This is a genomic window from Stenotrophomonas maltophilia, assembly GCF_001676385.1.
Lineage (GTDB): Bacteria > Pseudomonadota > Gammaproteobacteria > Xanthomonadales > Xanthomonadaceae > Stenotrophomonas > Stenotrophomonas maltophilia_J.
Window position 1 is genome coordinate 45,615 of sequence record NZ_LYVJ01000017.1, and the last position, 19,703, is coordinate 65,317.

General features: G+C 66.8%; 14 protein-coding genes. 4 read left to right on the top strand and 10 right to left on the bottom strand.

All coding sequences use genetic code 11. The features are described from left to right. Window positions 1-57: 57 nt before the first annotated feature. Window positions 58-618: a queuosine precursor transporter gene (locus tag A9K58_RS18200; protein ID WP_065200677.1), complete on the top strand. Its 561-nt coding sequence runs from the start codon at window positions 58-60 to the stop codon at window positions 616-618. 413 nt (window positions 619-1,031) lie between these two features. Here the strand turns inward: A9K58_RS18200 and glnE are convergent, their stop codons facing one another. After that, complete coding sequence (gene glnE, locus A9K58_RS18205; RefSeq protein ID WP_065200678.1) at window positions 1,032-3,827, bottom strand: bifunctional [glutamate--ammonia ligase]-adenylyl-L-tyrosine phosphorylase/[glutamate--ammonia-ligase] adenylyltransferase; 2,796 nt, start codon at window positions 3,825-3,827, stop codon at window positions 1,032-1,034. Window positions 3,828-4,209: 382 nt separating this feature from the next. Between glnE and A9K58_RS18210 the strand changes: the two genes are divergently transcribed. Continuing rightward, on the top strand, window positions 4,210-5,724 hold the full coding sequence (locus A9K58_RS18210) for an acetyl-CoA hydrolase/transferase family protein (RefSeq protein ID WP_065200679.1): 1,515 nt from the start codon (window positions 4,210-4,212) through the stop codon (window positions 5,722-5,724). A gap of 107 nt (window positions 5,725-5,831) precedes the next feature. Here A9K58_RS18210 and hglS read toward each other — a convergent pair whose 3' ends face one another. The 9 genes from hglS to A9K58_RS18255 form a co-directional block, all read right to left on the bottom strand. After that, window positions 5,832-7,196, bottom strand: a complete 1,365-nt coding sequence (gene hglS, locus A9K58_RS18215; RefSeq protein ID WP_065200680.1) for a 2-oxoadipate dioxygenase/decarboxylase HglS — start codon at window positions 7,194-7,196, stop codon at window positions 5,832-5,834. A gap of 164 nt (window positions 7,197-7,360) precedes the next feature. Continuing rightward, on the bottom strand, window positions 7,361-7,849 hold the full coding sequence (locus tag A9K58_RS18220) for a hypothetical protein (RefSeq protein WP_065200681.1): 489 nt from the start codon (window positions 7,847-7,849) through the stop codon (window positions 7,361-7,363). A gap of 31 nt (window positions 7,850-7,880) precedes the next feature. After that, window positions 7,881-8,633, bottom strand: a complete 753-nt coding sequence (locus A9K58_RS18225) for an HAD family hydrolase (protein ID WP_065200682.1) — start codon at window positions 8,631-8,633, stop codon at window positions 7,881-7,883. 84 nt (window positions 8,634-8,717) lie between these two features. Next, on the bottom strand, window positions 8,718-9,134 hold the full coding sequence (locus A9K58_RS18230; protein ID WP_065200683.1) for an EF-hand domain-containing protein: 417 nt from the start codon (window positions 9,132-9,134) through the stop codon (window positions 8,718-8,720). 234 nt (window positions 9,135-9,368) lie between these two features. Next, window positions 9,369-9,740, bottom strand: a complete 372-nt coding sequence (locus A9K58_RS18235; protein ID WP_065200684.1) for a hypothetical protein — start codon at window positions 9,738-9,740, stop codon at window positions 9,369-9,371. Between the two features lie 188 nt (window positions 9,741-9,928). Further along, window positions 9,929-10,642, bottom strand: coding sequence for a M15 family metallopeptidase (locus A9K58_RS18240; protein WP_081284167.1), 714 nt, complete (start codon window positions 10,640-10,642; stop codon window positions 9,929-9,931). After that, window positions 10,575-12,125 carry a serine hydrolase gene (locus tag A9K58_RS18245; protein ID WP_065200690.1) on the bottom strand — a complete coding sequence of 517 codons (1,551 nt, stop codon included), beginning with the start codon at window positions 12,123-12,125 and terminating at the stop codon, window positions 10,575-10,577. The genes A9K58_RS18240 and A9K58_RS18245 overlap by 68 nt, the downstream gene beginning before the upstream one ends. 21 nt (window positions 12,126-12,146) lie before the next feature. Beyond that, window positions 12,147-15,146 (bottom strand): TonB-dependent receptor, encoded by a 3,000-nt coding sequence (locus tag A9K58_RS18250; protein WP_065200685.1) that lies wholly within the window; start codon window positions 15,144-15,146, stop codon window positions 12,147-12,149. 51 nt (window positions 15,147-15,197) lie between these two features. Further along, window positions 15,198-16,670 carry a transglutaminase-like domain-containing protein gene (locus A9K58_RS18255; protein WP_065200686.1) on the bottom strand — a complete coding sequence of 491 codons (1,473 nt, stop codon included), beginning with the start codon at window positions 16,668-16,670 and terminating at the stop codon, window positions 15,198-15,200. A 132-nt stretch (window positions 16,671-16,802) separates the two neighbouring features. Here A9K58_RS18255 and A9K58_RS18260 point away from each other — a divergent pair, with 132 nt between their 5' ends. Together A9K58_RS18260 and A9K58_RS18265 are read left to right on the top strand one after the other, a co-directional pair. Next, window positions 16,803-18,242: a C40 family peptidase gene (locus A9K58_RS18260; RefSeq protein WP_065200691.1), complete on the top strand. Its 1,440-nt coding sequence runs from the start codon at window positions 16,803-16,805 to the stop codon at window positions 18,240-18,242. Then, the gene (locus tag A9K58_RS18265; protein ID WP_065200687.1) at window positions 18,239-19,333 is read left to right on the top strand and encodes a dipeptide epimerase; all 1,095 of its coding nucleotides are present in this window, start codon (window positions 18,239-18,241) and stop codon (window positions 19,331-19,333) included. The genes A9K58_RS18260 and A9K58_RS18265 overlap by 4 nt, the downstream gene beginning before the upstream one ends. Window positions 19,334-19,703: the final 370 nt, after the last annotated feature.

The window sequence follows — 19,703 nt, forward strand, 5'->3', positions numbered from 1 at the left end:
TGGTTTTGCCGCGGGCCGGGCGGATAATGCGCCATCCCTCATTCCTCCTGGCTCGCCATGTCCGCGCGTCCTTCCCCTGTGTTTGCTCCGCTGACCGCACGCGCACGGGTGCTGTCGGTGCTGGCGATGGGCGCAGTGGTGCTGCTGTCCAACGTACTGGTGCAATACCCGATCAATGATTGGTTGACCTGGGGCGCCTTCAGTTATCCGGTGGCGTTCCTGGTCAGCAACCTGATCAATCGCCGCTTCGGGCCCGGCCCGGCCCGCCACGTGGCGTGGACGGGTTTTGCGGTCGCGGTACTGCTGTCGATCTGGGTGGCGACACCGCGCATCGCCATTGCCTCGTGCTCGGCGTTCATCGTCGCCCAGCTGCTGGACATCACCGTGTTCGACCGCCTGCGCCGTGGCAGCTGGTGGCGCGCACCGATGGTGGCCACCACCTGCAGCGCGACGGTGGATACCACGATCTTCTGGTCGATCGCGTTTGCCGGTTCCAGCCTGCCGTGGGTGAGCTGGGCAGCCGGCGACCTGGCGGTGAAGCTGGCGATCGGTGTCTGCCTGCTGGCGCCGTTCCGCGCGCTGCTGTGGAAGATGGCGCCGCTGCGCGCGGCCAGCTGACCGCCATTGCCCTGGTGGGTGCCAACCTTGGTTGGCACGCTCCATCGGAGTTCATTACCGCTGACAGATTGTGCCGACCAACGGTCGGCACCTACCAGGAGCGGGGCATCGCAGGGCCATTGATCCGGTAGTCGCCAACCTTGGTTGGCGCTTGGCATTCATGCCAACCAAGGTTGGCATCTACCAACGGCGGGCCATCGCAGGACCATTGATCCGGTGGGTGCCGACCGTTGGTCGGCACGCCCTGCAGAACTCATCGCTGCCGACAGATTGTGCCGACCAACGGTCGGCACCTACCAGGAGCGGGGCATCGCAGGGCCATTGATCCGGTAGTCGCCAACCTTGGTTGGCGCTTGGCATTCATGCCAACCAAGATTGGCATCTACCAACTGCAGTCCTCCGCCATCCGCCACTCAGGCGAACGGCAGCTCTGCCGCTCTGCACGCCGCCGTAATCGCTGCACACGCCTCTTCAATCACCGGCGTGGTCGGTGCCAATCGCGGGCGCCGATCCAGCGTGCAGGCCAGGCCCACGTCCAGCAGGGTTGCATGCGCGGCATGCAGTGCCTGCGCCGTATCGTCGGGCAGGAAGCCGGCGGCGGCCAACGCATCGATCAAAGATGGCGTATCACGTGGCTGCAGTACTGCCGCATGCTGCGCGCCGCGGGCCAGCACGCCGGTCTGCAGCAGGAATTCCAGGTCCACCACTCCGCCGGCGCCCTGCTTGAGGTCCAGCCGCGCTGCGTCGCTGCGGTCCAGCTCGGCGCGCATGCGGCCACGCATCTTCAGCACGTCGGCATACAACGTGGCCGGATCGCGTTCGCGCCCCAGCGTCTGCGCGCGGACCTGCTCGAAATCGGCCAGCAGGCTGGCATCGCCGGCCACGCCACGTGCGCGCACCAGCGCCTGGTGCTCCCAGGTCCACGCGCGCTCACGCTGGTACTCGGTATAGCTGGCCAGCGAAGACACCAACGATCCCTTGCCACCGTCCGGGCGCAGGCGCACGTCGATGTCGTATAACCGACCGGCCGCCGTAACCGCACCCAGCAGCGCCATCACCTTCTGCGCCAGGCGCGCGTACCAGCGCCCCGGTTCCAGCGGTCGCGCGCCATCGCTGGCGTCCACGCCCGCGGGATTGTCGTGCAGGAACACCAGGTCCAGATCGGAGCCGAAGCCCAGTTCGAGACCGCCCAGGCTGCCGTAGCCGATGATCGCGAAGCGCCCGCCGGGAATCCCGCCATGTGCGGTGCGCATGTCCGCCTCGGCCATCGCCAGCACGGTCACCACCACCGCCTGCGCCAACTCGGCCAGTTGCCGGGTGCTGTCCACCGCGCCCTGGCGCCCGTCCAGCGTGGCCATTGCCATGCGGAAACTCAGCGCCAGTCGGGTCTCGTTGAGCCAGCGCAGGGCGGACTCGGGATCTTCCACTGCCAGCACCTGCTGGCACTCGGCCAGCATGCCGGGCGCATCGGGCATCGGCCCGGACACGCGCACATCCAGCAGTTCGTCCAGCAGCAGCGGATACGCCGCCAGGCGCTCGGCCAGCAGCGCACTGCGTGCCAGCACGTCCACCAGCCGCGCCAGTGCGCTGGGTTGTTCGTCCAGCAGGGCCAGATAGCTGGTCCGGCGCAGCACCGCCTGCAGCAGGCCGAGCACGCGCCTGAGCGCGGCATCCGGCTGCGGCGAACGCGTGGCGGCGTGCAGCAACGCCGGCAGCACGCGATCCAGCCGCGCGCGCGCGGCATCGGAGAGTGACTTCACGCCACTGCCCTGGGCGAAATCGCGCAGCGACTGGTCGGCGCCACCCGCATCGAGGAAACCGGCTTCGGCCAACAGCGGTGCATTGCTGCCCTCGGGCAGGCTGCGCCAGTAATTGGCCAGTGCGTCGGGCGCGGCCTGGCCTTTGCGCGGGGCCAGCAGTGCGGCGAATTCGATGCTGACCCGCTGCTGCTGTTCGGCCAGCGCTGTGCGCAGCACCTGCCAGTCCGGGTAGCCAAGGCCGAGGGCGATGCGCTCGCGATCCAGCGCATCGCTGGGCAGCACGTGGGTCTGCGCGTCACGCAGCATCTGCAGGCGGTTTTCCAGGCGCCGCAGGAACAAATAGGCCTCGCGCAGCGCGCTGCCATCCTCTGGCGCGATCTGCCCGGCGGCGACCAGTGCATCCAATGCCACCAGCAGGCGGCGCTCGCGCAGTGCCGGTTCACGGCCACCGCGGATCAGCTGCAACGCCTGGCACAGGAACTCGATTTCACGGATGCCGCCGGCACCGCGCTTGATGTCTTCGTGCAGTTCGCGGCGCGCGACCTCGGCACTGATCGCGGCCTTCATCTCGCGCAGGCCATCAAGCGCGGTGAAATCCAGGTAGCGGCGGTACACGAACGGGCGCAGGGTCTGCAGCCAGGTTTCACCGGCGTCGATATCACCGGCCACCGCGCGCGCCTTCAGCCAGGCATAGCGCTCCCAGTCGCGGCCCTCGCGCTGGAAATACTGGTCCATCGCGGCGAACGACAGCGCGACCCGGCCGGCACTGCCAAACGGGCGCAGGCGCAGGTCGACGCGGTGGCTGAAGCCATCGACGGTGGTTTCGTCCAGCAGCTTGGCCAGGCGCTGGCCCAGGCGGGCGAAGTACTCCTCGGCGGCCAGCGCGCGCGGTCCGTCCGATTCGCCGCTGTGCGGATAGGCGTAGACCAGGTCGATATCAGAGCTGAAGTTAAGCTCGCCGCCGCCGAGCTTGCCGAGGCCGAACACCACCAGCTGCTGCGCGGTCCCGTCCCCGTCGCGGACAACGCCGTGGCGCTGGGCGAACTCCTGCTGCAGGGCATCCAGCGCCAGCCGCAGGCAGTCCTCCGCCAGGCGGGTCGCGCCGGCCAGGGTCTGCACCACGTCATCCAGCCCGGCCAGGTCGCGCCAGACCAGCCGCGTGGACATCGCCGCACGCCACCGCCGCAGCTGCGCTGGCCAGTCGCTGGGCTGCTGGGGGTCAAGCACGGGCGCGGGGACCGGCGGGCACTCGGGGGCGGCCAGCTGGGCCAGCAACGCGGGTTGGCGTACCAGGGTGTCGAGGGCGAAGTCGCTGGCCACCGCCAGCCGGGTCAGCAACGGCAGAAGGTCTGCCGGGATGGGCCCGGGCAGGACCTGCGCCAGGCGCGCCAGGGCGCGGTCTACAAGGGGCTGCAGGGTGGCGGGCAGGTCTGCGGGGGCAAGGGTCATGGACGGATTGTATCGACCGGCCGGGGCCAGATCCCTTTTGCCCTGGGCAAAGGGCTTTGACCCCAGGAATGCCGCAGTTGGGTCAGAGCCTTTTGCCTGTGGCAAGAGGCTCCGACCCCGCGCCATGTGCGCGTATTCATACTGGGCGACAGGCAATAAAAAAGCCCGCTTGCAGCGAACTGCCAGCGGGCTCTGCTCCCTCCCCCACGTCGGGATGCGGAGCCATCGTGCGGGCTGCGAAAGCACTTTGCACGCTGCACTGCAAAACAGAACCGGTGGGTATGGGTGCCTCCGCCAGGGAAAAGCCATTCCACGAAGGTAGAACCCCCCGTACGGATGAGGATGGCCGATAATCGGGATTCCCCCCAGAAACACTGTCGTCATGTCTGTTGATCGCATCGCCAACGCGCGTCTTCGTGACCGCGTGGTCTCCGCCGAGGCCGCAGCCGCGCTGATCCAGCCCGGTGAAACCGTGGCCATGAGCGGCTTTACCGGCTCCGGGTATCCCAAGGCCGTTCCCGTGGAGCTGGCCCGCCGCATCGAGGCAGTGCACGCCCAGGGCCAACCCTTCCAGATCAAGCTGATGACCGGCGCCTCCACCGCGCCGGAACTCGATGGCGCGCTGGCCAAGGCCGATGGCATCGCCATGCGCATGCCGTTCCAGAGCGATCCGGATGCGCGCAACCGCATCAACGCCGGCAAGCTGGACTACATCGACATCCACCTGAGCCACGTCGCCCAGCACGTGTGGTTCGGTTTCTACGGCGAGATCGATACTGCCGTGATCGAGGTCTCGGCCATCCGCGAGGACGGTTCGCTGGTGCCGTCCACGTCGGTGGGCAACAACAAGACCTGGCTGGACCTGGCGAAGAAGGTGATCGTCGAGGTCAACGAATGGCAGCCGGCCGGCGTCGACGGCATGCATGACATCTACTACGGCACCGCGCTGCCACCGCACCGCAAGCCGATTCCGCTGGTGAACGCCAACGATCGAATCGGTGATACCGCGCTGCGCTGCGACCCGGACAAGATCGTGGCCGTGGTGCGTACCAACGGGCCAGACCGCAACAGCCCGTTCAGCCCGATCGACGCCACCAGCGAACAGATCGCCTCGCACCTGATCGAGTTCCTCAAGCACGAGGTGAAGAAGGGCCGCCTGCCGCCGAACCTGCTGCCGCTGCAGTCGGGCGTGGGCAACATCCCCAACGCGGTGCTGGCCGGCCTGGCCAGGAGCGGTTTCCGCGACCTCGCCGCGTTCACCGAGGTGATCCAGGACGGCATGCTCGACCTGCTGCGTGACGGCGTGCTGAGCTACGCCTCATGCACCGGCTTCGCGCTGAGCCCGCAGGCCAACGAAGCGTTCAAGCAGAACATCGATTTCTACCGCGAGCGCATCATCATGCGCACGCAGGAGATCTCCAACCATCCGGAACTGGTGCGCCGCCTGGGCTGCATCGGCATGAACGGCATGATCGAGGTGGACATCTACGGCAACGTCAATTCGACGCACGTGATGGGCACGCGGATCATGAACGGCATCGGCGGCTCGGGTGACTTTGCCCGCAACGGTTTCCTGTCGGCGTTCCTTAGCCCGTCCACGGCCAAGAACGGCACCATCTCGGCGATCGTGCCGATGGCCAGCCATGTCGACCACACCGAGCACGACGTGTCGGTGATCGTTACCGAACAGGGCCTGGCCGACCTGCGCGGCCTGACCCCGCGCAGGCGCGCGCAGGTGCTGATCGACAACTGCGCGCATCCGGATTTCCGCGCGCAGCTGCAGGACTACTTCGACCGCGCCAGCCACGAAAGCTACGGCAAGCACACCCCGCACCTGCTGCCCGAAGCACTGTCGTGGCACCAGCGCTGGCTGGACACGGGCACGATGAAGGGGTGAGGCCCGCTTCTGTAGAGTCGAGCCATGCTCGACTCTCCATCCCAGTGCAGCCGAGCATGGCTCGGCTCTACAAGGGCAGGGTCCTGCCCCCAGGCACGGACACTCCTTCAAGCTGTACGCAGCGCCGCCAGTGATTCGGCCTGCAGCCGCTCGTAGATCTCGAACTCGTCGTTCACGGCCACGCCCAGCGCCTGCTCGAAGGCTTCGCGGTTGGCCTGCGCGGCATACGCACGCTGTTCTTCGCCGCCCAGGTTCGACTGGAAAATGCCTGCGGCACTGACCGGCAGGAAATCCTCATAGACGATGGGATCAGCCGTGGCCAAGCCGGCAGCGACCAGCACTTCGGCCGGCAGGTCGGCCACGCGTTCCGGCGCGGCACGGCCGGCGTCGGTCAGCTGGTAGCGGTAATACCCCAGGCCTTCCTGGCGCAGCGTGTCATGGTCGTCCGGGAAACTGGCGAACACCGCCTGCAGGCGCTGGCCATAGTCGCCACCGGTACTGCCGGCACCGTCGGTATCGCGCGCCTGCGCCAGCAGCTGGTCGTACAGCGCGCGGCCCTTCGGGGTCAGCGCCAGGCCGCGTTGTTCGATCTCGCCGAAGCGCGCGGTATGGGTACCCGCATCGCCGCCGTCCTCGTCCGGGAAGTGCACGGGCTCTTCGAGCGCCTTGAAGCTGGTCTGGCGCAACAGGATCGGGCAGGCGCGGCGCGGCGGGCCTTCGATCACCGCCTTGGCCGCCATGCCATGTTCGATCATCGCCGCCTGCGCGGCATCGATATCCAGCGTGCGTGGCGTGAGGTGGTTGATGTGCGGGCCACGGAAGCTGACCACGTCGGCGATCAGCCGGTGCGCATCGTGCAGGGCCTGGTACGTCGGCAGGTCGACGGTGGCGTCACCATGCCAGCGGAACGTTTCCAATGCTTCATCGACAAAGCGCCCGGCATCGGCCTGCGACAGGCCGCCGTCACGCTCGGCCTGCTCGATCAGCGCCAGTGCGCCGTCGGTGAAGATGCGGCGGCGTGCCAGGATCTTCGCCGACTCGGCACGCAAGGCCTCGTCTTCGATCAGCTCCAGGCGCAGCAACGAGGTGAACACACGGAACGGGTTCTGCGCCAGCGCGGCGCCGGTCAGCGGCCGGAACGCGGTGGAATGCACCGGCACGCCCGCGACCGACAGGTCGTAGTAGCCGACCGGGTACATGCCCATCACCGCGAACAGGCGGCGCAGCGTGGCCAGTTCCTGCGCGGTGCCGACCCGGATCGCGCCGTGGCGTTCCTCGTCCAGGCGCGCGCGCTCGTCATTGCGTTGCAGCTGCGCGGCCAGGGCCGCGTCCTGCGCCAGCACCTGCGCGTTGATCCGCTCCACCAGTTCCACCAGCGTGCCGTACAAGGGCACTTCGGTGCGGTACATGCGGGACATGGCCTGTGCGAACAGCCGGCGGATCACATCGGGCGAAACGAAAGAGGCACTCATCAGTCACTCGATTACGGGAACGGGGAACGGCGAGAAGCCGTATTGTCGCCGGAGCGCGCGGCCGGAGCGATATGCAGAGCAACATGAAGGAAATCGGTAGTGCCGGCCGCTGGCCGGCAACCGCTGCAAGCAGGTACCCCGAGGTTGCCGGCCGGCGGCCGGCACTACCGGTTGAGCTGGCGCTTCAACGTGGCGTCCAGGGTGATCGGACGGTCCCAGTGCCCATAGCTGGCCACGATGGCATGGCGCAGCGCGCGGTAATGCAGGTTGTCCGGCTTTACCGGCATGCGCTTCACCACCGCTTCCCAGCCGCCTGCCGGGTCCTCGCTGAAGGCGCGCACGCTGTCGCGGCAGGTCTGGCCGCTGGCCTTGGCCCAGAAGCAGGCGAAGTAGATGTCCCCGGCCTGCCAGCCATGGGTGGTGAACAACGCACTGATGTAACCGCGCGGTACGCCGGCGTAGCGCGACACCTCGTCGAGGAAGGCGTCGGGGTAGCGCTCGGCGTAATGGTTGATGTCGCGCAGCTGGGCATCGACCCAGCGGTCGCCGGTGCCCACCTCATAGGCGGCCGATCGTTCGGCCGTCTGCTGCGCCAGCACGGTGGCCGGCGCCAGCAGCAGGGACAACATCAGCGCGCGCAGTCGGTGGTTCATGACCCGATTCTGCCGCAGCGGACGGGCCCTGTCAGGCCGCCGCGGCGGCCTTGGCCTCGATCGCGGCCAGCGCGGCCGGCCAGTCGTGGGCGGTATCGGCGGTGACCATGCGCGGCTCATCGTCGGCCACGCCATGCTGGGTCTCGTGTGCCCAGGTCACCGCGTAAGGGGTGTGCACACCCCAGCCACCGAGCGTGACCACCGGCTCGATATCCGAACGCAGTGAGTTGCCGACCATGACGAAGCGCTCCATCGGCAGGTCGAACTCGGCCAGCACGCGGGCGTACGTTTCCGGATCCTTCTCGGAAACGATCTCGATGCGCGGGAACAGTTCGGCGAGGTTGGCGACCTTGATCTTCGCTTCCTGGTGGAACAGGTCGCCCTTGGTGATCAGCACCACCGGGTAGTGCTCGGAAATGGCCGACACCGCTTCACGCACACCCTCGATCAGCTCGACCGGGTGGCGCAGGGTCGCGTGGCCGATATCGAGGATGCGCTGGATGTCCTTCGCTTCGATGCGCTGGCCGGTGATGTCGATGGCCGCCTCGATCATCGACAGCGTCATGCTCTTCACGCCGTAGCCGAAGGTGCCCAGGTGGCGCTGCTGCACTTCCAGCAGATGGCGCGCGGTCTGGCTGTCATGCACGTCGACATAGCGCGACAGCAGGTCAAGGTAGTCCTGCTCGGCCTTGCGGTAATAATCCTCGCTCTTCCACAGCGTATCGTCACCGTCAAAACCGACCAGGCCGATGGAGCGCGAGGGCGCAGGCGTGGAGGTGTTCATCGCCCAAGGATACAGGGGCCATGGCGTCGAAAAAAACCCGGGCGGCCGCAGCCGCCCGGGTTCCCATACGCCCCGATGCAGGAATTACCTGCCCTGTGCGCCCTGCGCCGCGCCACCGGCGCCGGCCTGCTGGGCGGCCACGTAGGCCTTGTACTCATCGGCGCTCAGCTCGCCGTCCTTGTTGGTATCGGCCTGGTCGAACACCTGGGCCAGGCCGGCATTCACCTGTGCCTCGGACTTGCTGATGGTGCCGTTGCCATCGGTATCGATGCTGGCCCAGGTCTGGCCACCGCCATTGGCCTGTGCCGATGCCGCGGCGGCGGCATTGCTCGCCTGGTCAGCCGCCTGGCCGGCCTGTGCCGCTGACTGCTGGGCCTGCGCGGCCTCGTTCTGCGCCTGCGCGGCCTGCTGCTTGGCCGACTGGGCCATCGCCGGGATGGCCAGCACGCTGCCGGCGGCGACGATCAGGGCGATCAGGGGCTTGCGGTTGCGAATAGTCATCAGGGGTGTCTCCTACCGATTGGGTGGTGTGTTGCGCGGCGAGTTGTTTCCGCACGGCACCTACCCTGCCACCGCCTTTCTGAACCGGTTTTGCGCCGCGACCGGCATCAACACGCACGATTAACCATTCGCCGCCACGCATGCATTAGCGCAGTGGTTAGCGTCAAGTGAGCGGCGCATAAGCTGCGCATTCAGCGCAGCAGGATTTAACCCGGAGCGAACGAAAAACCGGTGTCAGTCGACGGTTTTCCCCGATGAGCGCGAACTGAACAACACCCATCCCAGTGCGACGCCCGCCAGCGCACCGGCCATTTCCAGCACAACGCGGCTGCCGAGTTCATTCGGATCGTGGATGGTGGCCAGGAACAGGCGTGCATATAGCGGCGACTCCAGGCGCACGATGCCCATGTAGAACAGCTTCCATGCATCGATGCCGGCGGAAATCACCACCGACAGGACACACGCCCAGCCGATCGCATGGCCCATCGACCAGTGCAGCAACCGGCACAGCCGCGACCACAGGAAGTACACCAGCAGGCCGACCAGCAGGGCGATGGCGCCGGCTTCCAGGGTGCCGAGCAGGCCGAAGTGCAGGGGAAGGTTCATCGGGTGGGCCGGGATGAGAAGGCGGCCAGTCTAAGGGGTATCGGCAGGGTTGCACCCTGCACCTGCGGCAGTGCCGGCCGCTGGCCGGCAACATCAACGAGATGGCGCACCAAATCGTTGCGAGGGTCGGGGTCAGATCCGTTTTCCTATGGAGAACGGATCTAGCCCCAGCCCATGAAGGGTGCCAGCTACCGCACGGGAACGTCGTAAGCGGTACCGGGATCCGGTTCCGGCTGGAACGTGTAGTGCCACCACTCCTGCGGATAGTTCACGAAACCGCGCCGTGCCATTGCCTGCACCAGTTGCCGCCGGTTCGCCTGCTGCGTCTCACCCAGCCCGCTCGCCTGCGTATGCGCACGTGGCCCGAAGAAGTCGAAGTCGGTGCCCATGTCCAACGGCGTACATGCGCCGCTGCGGCAATCCAGCAGGCCCAGATCCACCGTGGCGCCGCGGCTGTGGCCGGAGCGCTCGGCGATGTAGCCGTCGGCCAGCAGGCGCGGCTTGTCCAGGTCCGGATACTGCAGCGCCTTGCGCGACTGTTCACGGGGGTCATTCACCCAGGCCATGAACGCCTGCACCGCACGCACCGGCCGGTAGCAGTCGTAGAGCCGCAGGCCGAAACCATCGGCGCGCAGGTCCTGTTCCACCTGTGCCAGCGCCTTCGCCACCGGCGCCAGGAGGTAGCACGAAGGCGCCTCGTAGCCGGGCACACGTGCGCCGGTGAAGTTATTGGCGCCGGCATAGCGGATATCCATGTCGATGCCTGGCGACAACGTGCGGATCTCCACCAGTCCGGCGCTGGCCGCGTCGGTGGCCGGTGAAACACGCGGTGGCTCAGCGGCGCTGGCGGTCGCTGCCAGGGCAATCGCCAACGCGAGTGAAATGCAGGTCCTGGAAGTCATAGCTGAAGTCGATGTCCGGATCGATGGCGCGCAGGTCCAGCGTGGGCGGTGCACCGTCCCCTGGCTGCAACCAGGCCTGTGCGTCTTCGCCCAGCGTATCCCAGCGCAGCAGCCAGCGCCCCTGCAGCTGCAGCACGGCCCCCTGCAGCCGGGGCGACTTGTCAACGCTGAAGCGCAGGCCGTCCTTGCCCGGGCACAACGAGGCCGGCCCCAGCCAGGGGTCGCGGTACCGGCCCTGCCAGCGCGGCAGATCAGAAACCGACGATGGCTGCGCATCCGAAGTCGCAGGCCGTTGATGGCCCGTCGCGGCGCGTGCCGCCTGGTCGGCCTTCAGCTCGGCGAGGTACTCCATCGCCGGCCGCGCATCGTCCGGCGCGGTGAAGCGCTTCAGCGTGGCCTGCATCAGCGCAGTGCGCGCGTCCTCGCCGTCGCCGTTGATCAGCATCACCACGCCCACCTTGCGGTCGGGCAGCAGTGCCAACGACGAGTACATGCCCGACAGCGTACCGGTGTGCGCGACTTTCCACTGCCCGTCCATGTCCGAAACGCGCCAGCCATAGCCGTATCCATAGAAGTGCGCATTGTCCCAGCGTCGCTGGCGCTCGCCCAGCGGCATCGGCATGTGCAAGGTCCACAGCGTACGGCGCTGCTCGCTGTCCAGCCAGCCCGGCACCCGGGAGGGATCCAGCAGCACCTGCATCCAGCGGGTCATGTCGCGCAGCGAGCAGCGGATGCCACCGGCCGCCATCGAGGTCAGGTCCGGACTGATCGGTGCATCCGCATCCACCACCTCGTTACGATCACCGCGCCAGGCATGGGGTTGCGCCACGTTGCCGACGCCCTTCACCGACCACGCACCCACCTGGCACCGCGTCATGCCCACTGGTTCGAACACCTGCTCGCGCATCAGCTGGTCATAGGGCTTGCCACCGGCGGCCGCAGCGACCTCACCGGCCACCACGTACATCAGGTTGTCGTAGGCATAGCGGCTGCGGAAGCTGCTGACCGGCTTCAGGTGTGCAAGCCCGCCAATGATGTCGGCGCGGGTGAAGGCATTCGGCTCCGGCCACAGCATCAGGTCACCGGCACCGAGGCCAAGGCCGCTGTTGTGGATCAGCAGGTCGCGCACTTGCATCTGCCGGCCCACCCACGCGTCATGCATGCGGAAATCCGGCAGATGCTGCTGCACCGGGTCATCCCAGCGCAGCCGGCCCTGCTGCACCAGCCGCGCCAGCAGCGCGGCGGTCATCGCCTTGCTGTTGGAGGCGATCTTGAACAGCGTGTCCTCGTCGATGCGGCCGCCGTCGCCGCGCGATCCTTCGGCGTGGCGATAGACTACCTGCCCGTTGTCGACCACCGCCATGGCCAGCCCGGGCAGGTGCTCGTGCCGGACCACGGCGGCGACATCGGCATCGAGGGAGGCGGTGCCCGCCGCGGCGGCAGACGGTGCCGCCAGCGCGGCCAGGAGCCATGGCAGGTGCATGACCACGCCCGGCACCGCCTCTCAGTAGGCCCAGGTGACGGTCAGCTGCGCGTAGCGCGGCGACTGGAACCCGGTACCGTAGCCATACAGCGGATTCGGCGTACCGATGCTGTCCTGTGGTTCGTAGTCCTGGTCGACGGTCACCACGCGTTGCTGGTTGAGCACGTTGTACACCGCCAGCTTCAGGCGCAGATCGGTGGGGATCGGCACCTTGTACGACACGCTCACGTCCAGGTCGTAGGTCCACGGCGTGCGCCCATCGCCACCGCGCGGGGAATGCACGAACACGCGTTCGGACGGCACCGTGGCCTGGCAGTTGGACACACACACGTAGTAGCTGTGGAAGTCGGTGTCATCGAACGGATTGCCGGCACCGAAGCGGGTGATCGGGCTGCCCGACTGCACGCCCAGGGTCGCGGCCACGCTCAGGTTCTCGGTCAACGCGTAACTGCCACGGAACTTGAACTGGTGGCGACGATCGTTGGCCAGGTAGCCGTAACCCCGGTAGTTCACCCACGGGTTGTCGAAGTTCTCGGTGCGCCCGGCATCGGCGAAGTCGGTATCGGAGTTGACCGGGCCTTCGGCATTGCCGCGGCCGTAGGCCAGGGTGTAGGAGGCGTTGAAGCCCCACTTGCCATCCCACGCGCGGTCGACCTGCAGTTCCAGCGCCTTGTAATCACGCTTGGGCTTCACCCAACCGCGCTGGCCGACGTAGTTGCCGTCATCGTCGTACAGCGCCCAGCCTTCCTTGGAGGTGTCGATGCTGATCCAGCCGTCATTGCTGCCGTCACAGTTGGTGTCGCCCCACACGGTATTGGTCCGGCCCGGGTTGCCCATGATCCACACCCCGTCGATGGCACCGCACTGGCCGGTGGCCGTGATGTTCATGTCATCGATGGCGTTGTGCAGGCGGCGGTAGGTCACGCTGGCACCGATCGACCAGGCTTCGTTGATCATCTGCTGGAAGCCGAGGATCGCCTCATCCTGGTACACCGGGTCCATGTCCCGGTTCACTTCGGCACGCAGGTCCGGCACGCTGCCGTCGCCCTGCGAATTGTCCACCGGGCCGATCTGCGCACCCAGGACAGGAACGTTGTTGGCCGCACCACTGTAGCCGAGGAATTCGTACCAGGTACGCTCGTCGAGGAATCCGCCGGCCTGCTTGATGTTGATGACGTTGGCCACCGGCAGGAAGTAGCGGCCAAGGTTGCCGAATACCTTGGTGGTGCCATCGCCGCGAACGTCCCAGGAGAAGCCCAGGCGCGGGGCCAGCATGTCGTCGATCTTGATGTAGCTGCTGCCGTCGCCGCCCTTGTTGTCGAACGCTTCCAGGCGCAGGCCCATGTTCAGCAGCAGGTTCGGCGTCACCTGCCAGTTGTCTTCCAGGTAGTAGGCCGAGTTGATCGTCTCGAAGGCACCTTCCACTTCATAGCGACGGGTACGCGCCACCAGGCCGCTGGCCGGCACCACGCCGCCGTTGAGCGAGCTGCCGGGCGTACGGGCGTAGATGTCATAGCGCAGCCCCCCCGGGCCGGGATAGGCGCGACTGTAATCGGAGGTATTTTCTTCGCGGTCCAGGCCGAAGCGCAGCAGGTGGTTGCCCAGCGTCCATTCGAAATCGGCGCGCGCGGCCTTTCGCGTGTCCAGTGCGGATTCGAGCTGCGAACTGCTGGTGCAGCTGCGATCACCCTGTAGTGAGGGCGGCACGCCCTGGCTGGCGGTGCGGTTGTCGAACACACGGTTGCAGTTCTGGTCCATCAGCGAGCTCTGCACGCGATTGCGCTTGTTCTCGCCATACATCAGCTTCATGGTCAGGTCGTTGTTAACCTGCCAGCTATAGGTGCCGGACCAGTTCTTGCCACCCACCGTGTTGTAGATCTGGTTGCTGCGCTCGCCTACAGTCTCTCCCGTGGCGTAGTCATAGGCATAGACATCGGTGAGCGTCTTGCTCTTGTCCGAGAAGCCGAACAGCGACAGCATCTGGTTGTCGGTGATCTGCCAGTCGATCTTGCCGCCCCAGAACGGGTCGTCGGCCTTGCCCTGGCTCAGCCGCGTACCGGCATCGTTGGTGGAGGTCGGGCGGTAATCGCGCGCTTCGTACATGCCGAAGAAGAACAGGCGGTCCTGTACCAGCGCGCCGGAGGCGAACACGTTCAGTGCGCTGCGGCTGTAGTCGTCGCGGCTGGCGGTGATGTAGCGGCTGCCGCTGCCGTCGTAGCGGTCACGTGCCTGCGACTGCCAGGCACGCGGCTCGAACACCAGCTCGGCACCGGCCTTGAAGTCATTGCTGCCCGAGCGGGTCACCGCATTGATGACGCCGCCGGTGCTGCGCCCGAACTCGACCGAGTAGCCGCCGGTCTTGACCTGGAACTCCTGGTAGAACGAGAACGGCACCGACGAGAAGCCGACCCGGTTGTAGAAGTCGGTGACGTTCAGGCCGTTGATGTAGACGGTGTTCTCGGCCACCGACGAGCCGCCGAAGGAAATGCCCTGCCCGCCCAGCGATCCCTTGCCCTTCACCGCGCCCGGCGCGAGCAGCGCCACTGCGGTGATGTCACGGTCCACCGGCAGGCGCGACAGCTCCTCGCGGGTGATGTTGGTGGCCGACTCGGTGGACTTCACGTCCACCATCGACACCACCTGCGGCGCGCGCACTTCCACCGTACCCAGGGTACTGACCGCGCCCAGCGGCACGTTCACCGTGGTGGCACTGCCCAGGCTGACGGTGACCTGGCCGACACGGCTGGCCGCACCGCCCGGCAGGCTCACCTCCATGTCGTAGGTACCGACCGGCAGCAGCGGAATGCGATAGCTGCCGTTGGCCTCGGCCTGGACCGAACGGACGAAACCGGTGGCCGGGTTACGTACCGTCACGGTGGCGCCCGGCGGTACCTGGCCGCCGTCACTGACCAGCCGGCCGGTCACGGAACCATCCTGTGCGAATGCGCTGGGTGCGATCACCCCCAGACACGCCCCAAGGGCGACGCACAACGCCGCCCGCTTGATGCTGTAAGCCTTCATCCCCTGCTCTCTCCTGCAAGAATTGAATGGTGTGGAATGTGCCGTGTCGCGCTAGCGTTGCCTGGCTGGCAGTAGCCGCCACTGGAAGTCGTAGCTCCATTGATCGAAGTACAGGTTGCCGCCTGCCCACTCGGCCTCGCCGCGCTGCGAGTCGACCGTTTCCGAGCGGAAGTGCTGCTTGGCCGGCACAAAGGGCTGGCCGAAATCGTCGTTGAAGGCAATGCGGTAGCCATCGAGGCCACCCAGGTAGAAATCGCGCAGGGCCGGGATATCGCTGGCCAGCGCACCGGTGGTCACGTCCATCGGCAGCCAGCCATACGGCGCCAGGTAGACCTGCCCCCAGTCATGCAGGTTGTTGTAGCCACTGCCGTCGTCGGAGAACACCATGCCCGACTGCCAGCGTGCGGGGATGCCGTTCAGGCGCAGGAGCGCGATCAGCAGCAACGTCTGCTGCCCGCAGTCGGCATGGCCGGCACGCAGCGCGTAGTCGCTGATGTTGCTGAGCGTGGAATATTCGCGCGCACCGGCCCACGGAATGCGGTCGACCGCGGCAAACAGCCTGCGCACCACTTCATACGGGCGCGTCTCGCCCTGCAGCACCTGGTCGGAGAACAGCTTCAGCGCCGGGGTGAAGCGCACATGCGGCAGCTGTTCGGCCAGGTAGGGCTTCAAGGCCGGATCAGCCGGAGTCGGCTGCACCTTGGCCGGGTCGATCGCGGTATGCCGGGCGAGGATCGTGACCGCGTAACGGATCTCGAAGCGGGTCGGCTTGCCGGCTACCGCTTTGGCTTCCAGGTAGGCGGTGCGCTGCAGGGTACTGGCGGGTGCCACCCGCGCCTTGCTCGGGGCGCTGCCCAGCCACTGCACCTGCTCCTGCTGGCCCGGGATCTCGCGCGGATACGGAATCCAGGCACGCACGGTTTCGCCGGCCGGCACGGCGTCGGCCTTCACCGTGAGCGATTGGGTGAATTCGATGCGCTGCGGCAGCACCGAGGCCTGGCCGCTCTGTTCGGCCGCGGCAAGCACGCGCGCGTGGTGCGCGTTGAGTACCTCGTTCGGGCCCGGCGCCGGCATCGGTGCATCCTTGCGGCGGCGTGCGCGTGCCTCATCGCTGAGCAGGAACAGGTTCGACGGTGCACGCTTGAAGTACCAGCGCGTGCCGTCGATGTCCAGGTGCTCGATCAGGCCCAACTGGTCCCAGCGCGCGAATTCTTCGTCGGTGAGGTCCGGAATCCAGCGACGCACGGCAGACTTGGCGGCGGATTCGTCCAGGCTGAAGTCCTGGCGGATGCGGCGCATGCGCTCGCGCTGGAAAGCGTCTTCGACCGCGCCTGTTCCGGTGGCCAGGAGCTCCTCGGCATCGCTGAAGCGACCGCTGTCGATCAGGTCGATCACCTGCGTCTGGCGCGCCCGCTGCTGGCTGTTATGCCCATCCGTTGCCTGCGTGGCAGACGCCCACAGCAGCAGCGCGGCACACAGGCCAGCGGCGGCAGGCAGACGCGGTTTGCGAACGGCAGGATCCACAGCGACCCTTCCCCAGCGCGGGTGGTAAGGGCTGTGTAACACGGGCCGGGGGACCGGTCAATAATTTATTCTTGCTTTCGCCAGTGAAAGGAATAAATATTCCAACTGGCATTCGAGGAGGGTATGCAGCGCATGATCCTGGCTTCCCGCGCACCGGACCGGCAGTGGCCGCGCCGGTTGACCCTGGCCCTGTGCCTGCTGGCCGCACCGGCTTTCGCACAGGCTGCACCGCCACCTGACCCCGGCACACCGCTGCCCTACGTGGTCGGCCTGCACGAGGCCTATCTGACACCCCAGTACTGGGCGGCGCGGCTGGACAACGCCGACTTGCCGATCCTGGACCGCGCGCAGATCGACGCACAGAACGCGCGGATGCGGGCGCAGGACAGCCACATCCAGGACATCGCCACACTGCCCGCCCAGCTTGATGCGGCGACGGTGCGTGCCAGCATCAGCGCATTGTCGCGCTGGCCCGAGCGTGCACTGTTCAACGAGAAAGGCCAGCCCATCGCCCCCGCGCTGCGCAGTGGCATCGAAGCCAACCTCGGCCTCGATGCGATTCCCGCGCACGTCGCGCCGGTATACGGGCTGGTGGTGAAGCGTGCCGCGCTACGCACCTTCCCCACCCGCGAGCGCGTCTTCAGCACTGCCGGTGACACCGACATCGACCGCTTCCAGGAATCTGCATTGTTCCCGGGCGACAAGGTCGCCGTGGTCCATCGCAGCGCCGATGGCCGTTGGCTGTTCGTGCACAGCGAGCGTTACAGCGCGTGGATCGAAGCCGATGCCATCGCCAGCGGCGACAAGGCCACGGTGCTCGGCTATGGCACGAAGGGCCCGTACCGCATCGTCACCGGTGCCACCGCGCAGACCGCCTATACCCCGGAAGAGCCACGCGTCTCGCGCCTGCAGCTGGACATGGGCGTACGCCTGCCGGTGCTGGCCGACTGGCCTGCTTCAGAACCGGTGAACGGCCAGCAGGCCCACGCCTCGTGGGTGGTGCAGTTGCCGGTGCGCGAAGCCGATGGCCGCCTGAAACTGGTGCCAGCGCTGCTGCCGCGCTCGCAGGATACCGCCGCCGACTACCTGCCGCTGACCCCGCGCCTGCTGCTGCAGCAGGCCTTCAAGTTCCTGGGCGAACGCTACGGCTGGGGCCATGACTACGACACCCGCGACTGCAGCGGGTTCGTCTCCGAGATCTACCGCAGCTTCGGCGTGCTGTTGCCGCGCAATACCAGTGCACAGGCGGTCAGCCCGGCGCTGGATCGCCTGCCGTTCACCGGCAAGGACAGCAAAGCGGTACGCGACCGTGCCGTCGCCGAGCTACAGGTCGGCGACCTGGTCTACATCCCTGGCCACGTGATGATGGCCATCGGCCACGTCGACGGCCGCACCTGGGTGATCCACGATACGGCGGGCGGCAGCTGGTTCGGAGCCGACGGCACGCGCGTGCAGGCCCATCTCAATGGTGTTTCGGTCACGCCGCTGGAGCCGATGATGGCCAGCGACACCGTCCGCTACATCGACCGCATCACCAACATCCAGCGCCTGCGGGCCAAGACTCCTGAATGAAGATCACCGCCATCGAACTGGGCATGCTGCGCGTGCCGCTGAAGACGCCGTTCAAGACTGCTCTGCGCACGGTGGAAACCGTGGAGGACGTGGTGGTGCTGGTCCGCACCGACACCGGCCACATCGGCTATGGCGAAGCGCCGGCGACCGCAGTGATCACCGGCGATACGCACGGCTCGATCATCGAAGCGATCCGCCACTTCATTGCCCCGCGCCTGATCGGCCAGGACGTGGTCAACCTCAACCACCTGTGCACGCTGGTGCAGACCGCGATGGAGCGCAACACCAGTGCCAAGGCGGCGGTGGAGATCGCGCTGTACGACCTGTGGGCGCAGCTGCACGGTGCACCGCTATACCAGATGCTCGGTGGCGGTGACCCGGTGATCACCACCGACATCACCATCAGCGTGGACTACATCGACAAGATGGTCGCCGATTCGCTGTCGGCGATCGAGCGCGGCTTCGAATCGCTGAAGATCAAGGTCGGCAAGGACATCGGCCTGGACATCGAACGCGTGAAGGCGATCCACGCGGCGGTGGAGGGCCGCGCCCTGCTGCGGCTGGACGCCAACCAGGGCTGGACCGCCAAGCAGGCGGTGCACGCAATGCGCACGCTGGAAGAGGCCGGGGTGGTGCTGGAACTGCTGGAGCAGCCGGTGAAAGCCGCCGACATCAGCGGCCTGAAGTACGTCACCGACCGCGTCAACACGCCGGTGATGGCCGATGAGAGCGTATTCAGCCCGAGCCAGGTGATGGACCTGATCCAGCAGCGCGCGGCCGACATCATCAACATCAAGCTGATGAAGACCGGCGGCTTGTCCAATGCGATCCGCATTGCCGACATCGCTGGCATCTACGGCGTGCCCTGCATGATCGGCTGCATGATCGAGTCGAGCATCAGCGTGGCTGCCGCCGTGCACCTGGCCGTGGCCAAGAGCGATGTGATCACCAAGGTTGACCTCGACGGTCCCTCGCTGGGCCAGTTCGACCCGGTCAGCGGCGGCGTGCATTTCAACGAATCGGAGATCAGCATCAGCGACGTGCCAGGGCTGGGCATTACTGAAGTGCGTGGGCTGGAGATGCTGGGTTGAACCGCGCAGTCGAGCATGGCTCGACTCTACAGCGGCCACGGGTGACTGGCGCCTGGTCGGGCGTTACTTTTCTTTTCGCGAAAAGAAAAGTAGCCAAAAGAAACGCTCCGCCGGCCGCGAGCCGACGTGCTGCGCACGTCGGTGCCCTGCGCTCCTCGGCCCGCCAAGGGACGGCGCGGAACTCGCTGCGCTCAGACACCCGCGCCTCTTCGCCCTCGCCGGACCTCCGGTGCTCGGCTCGCTTGAAGGCGGACTCAACGTCAAAGGCAACAACTTCACCCTGTAGATCCACGCCACGCGTGGTTGCCTTTGACTTTGCCCCACCCCAAATTCTCTTCGCGGCTGGCGCGCGCGCGATCTATCCGGGGTC

Excerpts from the sequence above, each read along its gene's own strand:
- A9K58_RS18235 (WP_065200684.1), bottom strand. The coding sequence starts at position 9,740 with ATGAACCTTCCCCTGCACTTCGGCCTGCTCGGCACCCTGGAAGCCGGC.
- glnE (WP_065200678.1), bottom strand. The coding sequence starts at position 3,827 with ATGACCCTTGCCCCCGCAGACCTGCCCGCCACCCTGCAGCCCCTTGTA.
- A9K58_RS18265 (WP_065200687.1), top strand. The coding sequence starts at position 18,239 with ATGAAGATCACCGCCATCGAACTGGGCATGCTGCGCGTGCCGCTGAAG.
- A9K58_RS18230 (WP_065200683.1), bottom strand. The coding sequence starts at position 9,134 with ATGACTATTCGCAACCGCAAGCCCCTGATCGCCCTGATCGTCGCCGCC.
- A9K58_RS18245 (WP_065200690.1), bottom strand. The coding sequence starts at position 12,125 with ATGCACCTGCCATGGCTCCTGGCCGCGCTGGCGGCACCGTCTGCCGCC.
- hglS (WP_065200680.1), bottom strand. The coding sequence starts at position 7,196 with ATGAGTGCCTCTTTCGTTTCGCCCGATGTGATCCGCCGGCTGTTCGCA.
- A9K58_RS18250 (WP_065200685.1), bottom strand. The coding sequence starts at position 15,146 with ATGAAGGCTTACAGCATCAAGCGGGCGGCGTTGTGCGTCGCCCTTGGG.
- A9K58_RS18220 (WP_065200681.1), bottom strand. The coding sequence starts at position 7,849 with ATGAACCACCGACTGCGCGCGCTGATGTTGTCCCTGCTGCTGGCGCCG.
- A9K58_RS18200 (WP_065200677.1), top strand. The coding sequence starts at position 58 with ATGTCCGCGCGTCCTTCCCCTGTGTTTGCTCCGCTGACCGCACGCGCA.
- A9K58_RS18225 (WP_065200682.1), bottom strand. The coding sequence starts at position 8,633 with ATGAACACCTCCACGCCTGCGCCCTCGCGCTCCATCGGCCTGGTCGGT.
- A9K58_RS18240 (WP_081284167.1), bottom strand. The coding sequence starts at position 10,642 with ATGACTTCCAGGACCTGCATTTCACTCGCGTTGGCGATTGCCCTGGCA.
- A9K58_RS18210 (WP_065200679.1), top strand. The coding sequence starts at position 4,210 with ATGTCTGTTGATCGCATCGCCAACGCGCGTCTTCGTGACCGCGTGGTC.
- A9K58_RS18260 (WP_065200691.1), top strand. The coding sequence starts at position 16,803 with ATGATCCTGGCTTCCCGCGCACCGGACCGGCAGTGGCCGCGCCGGTTG.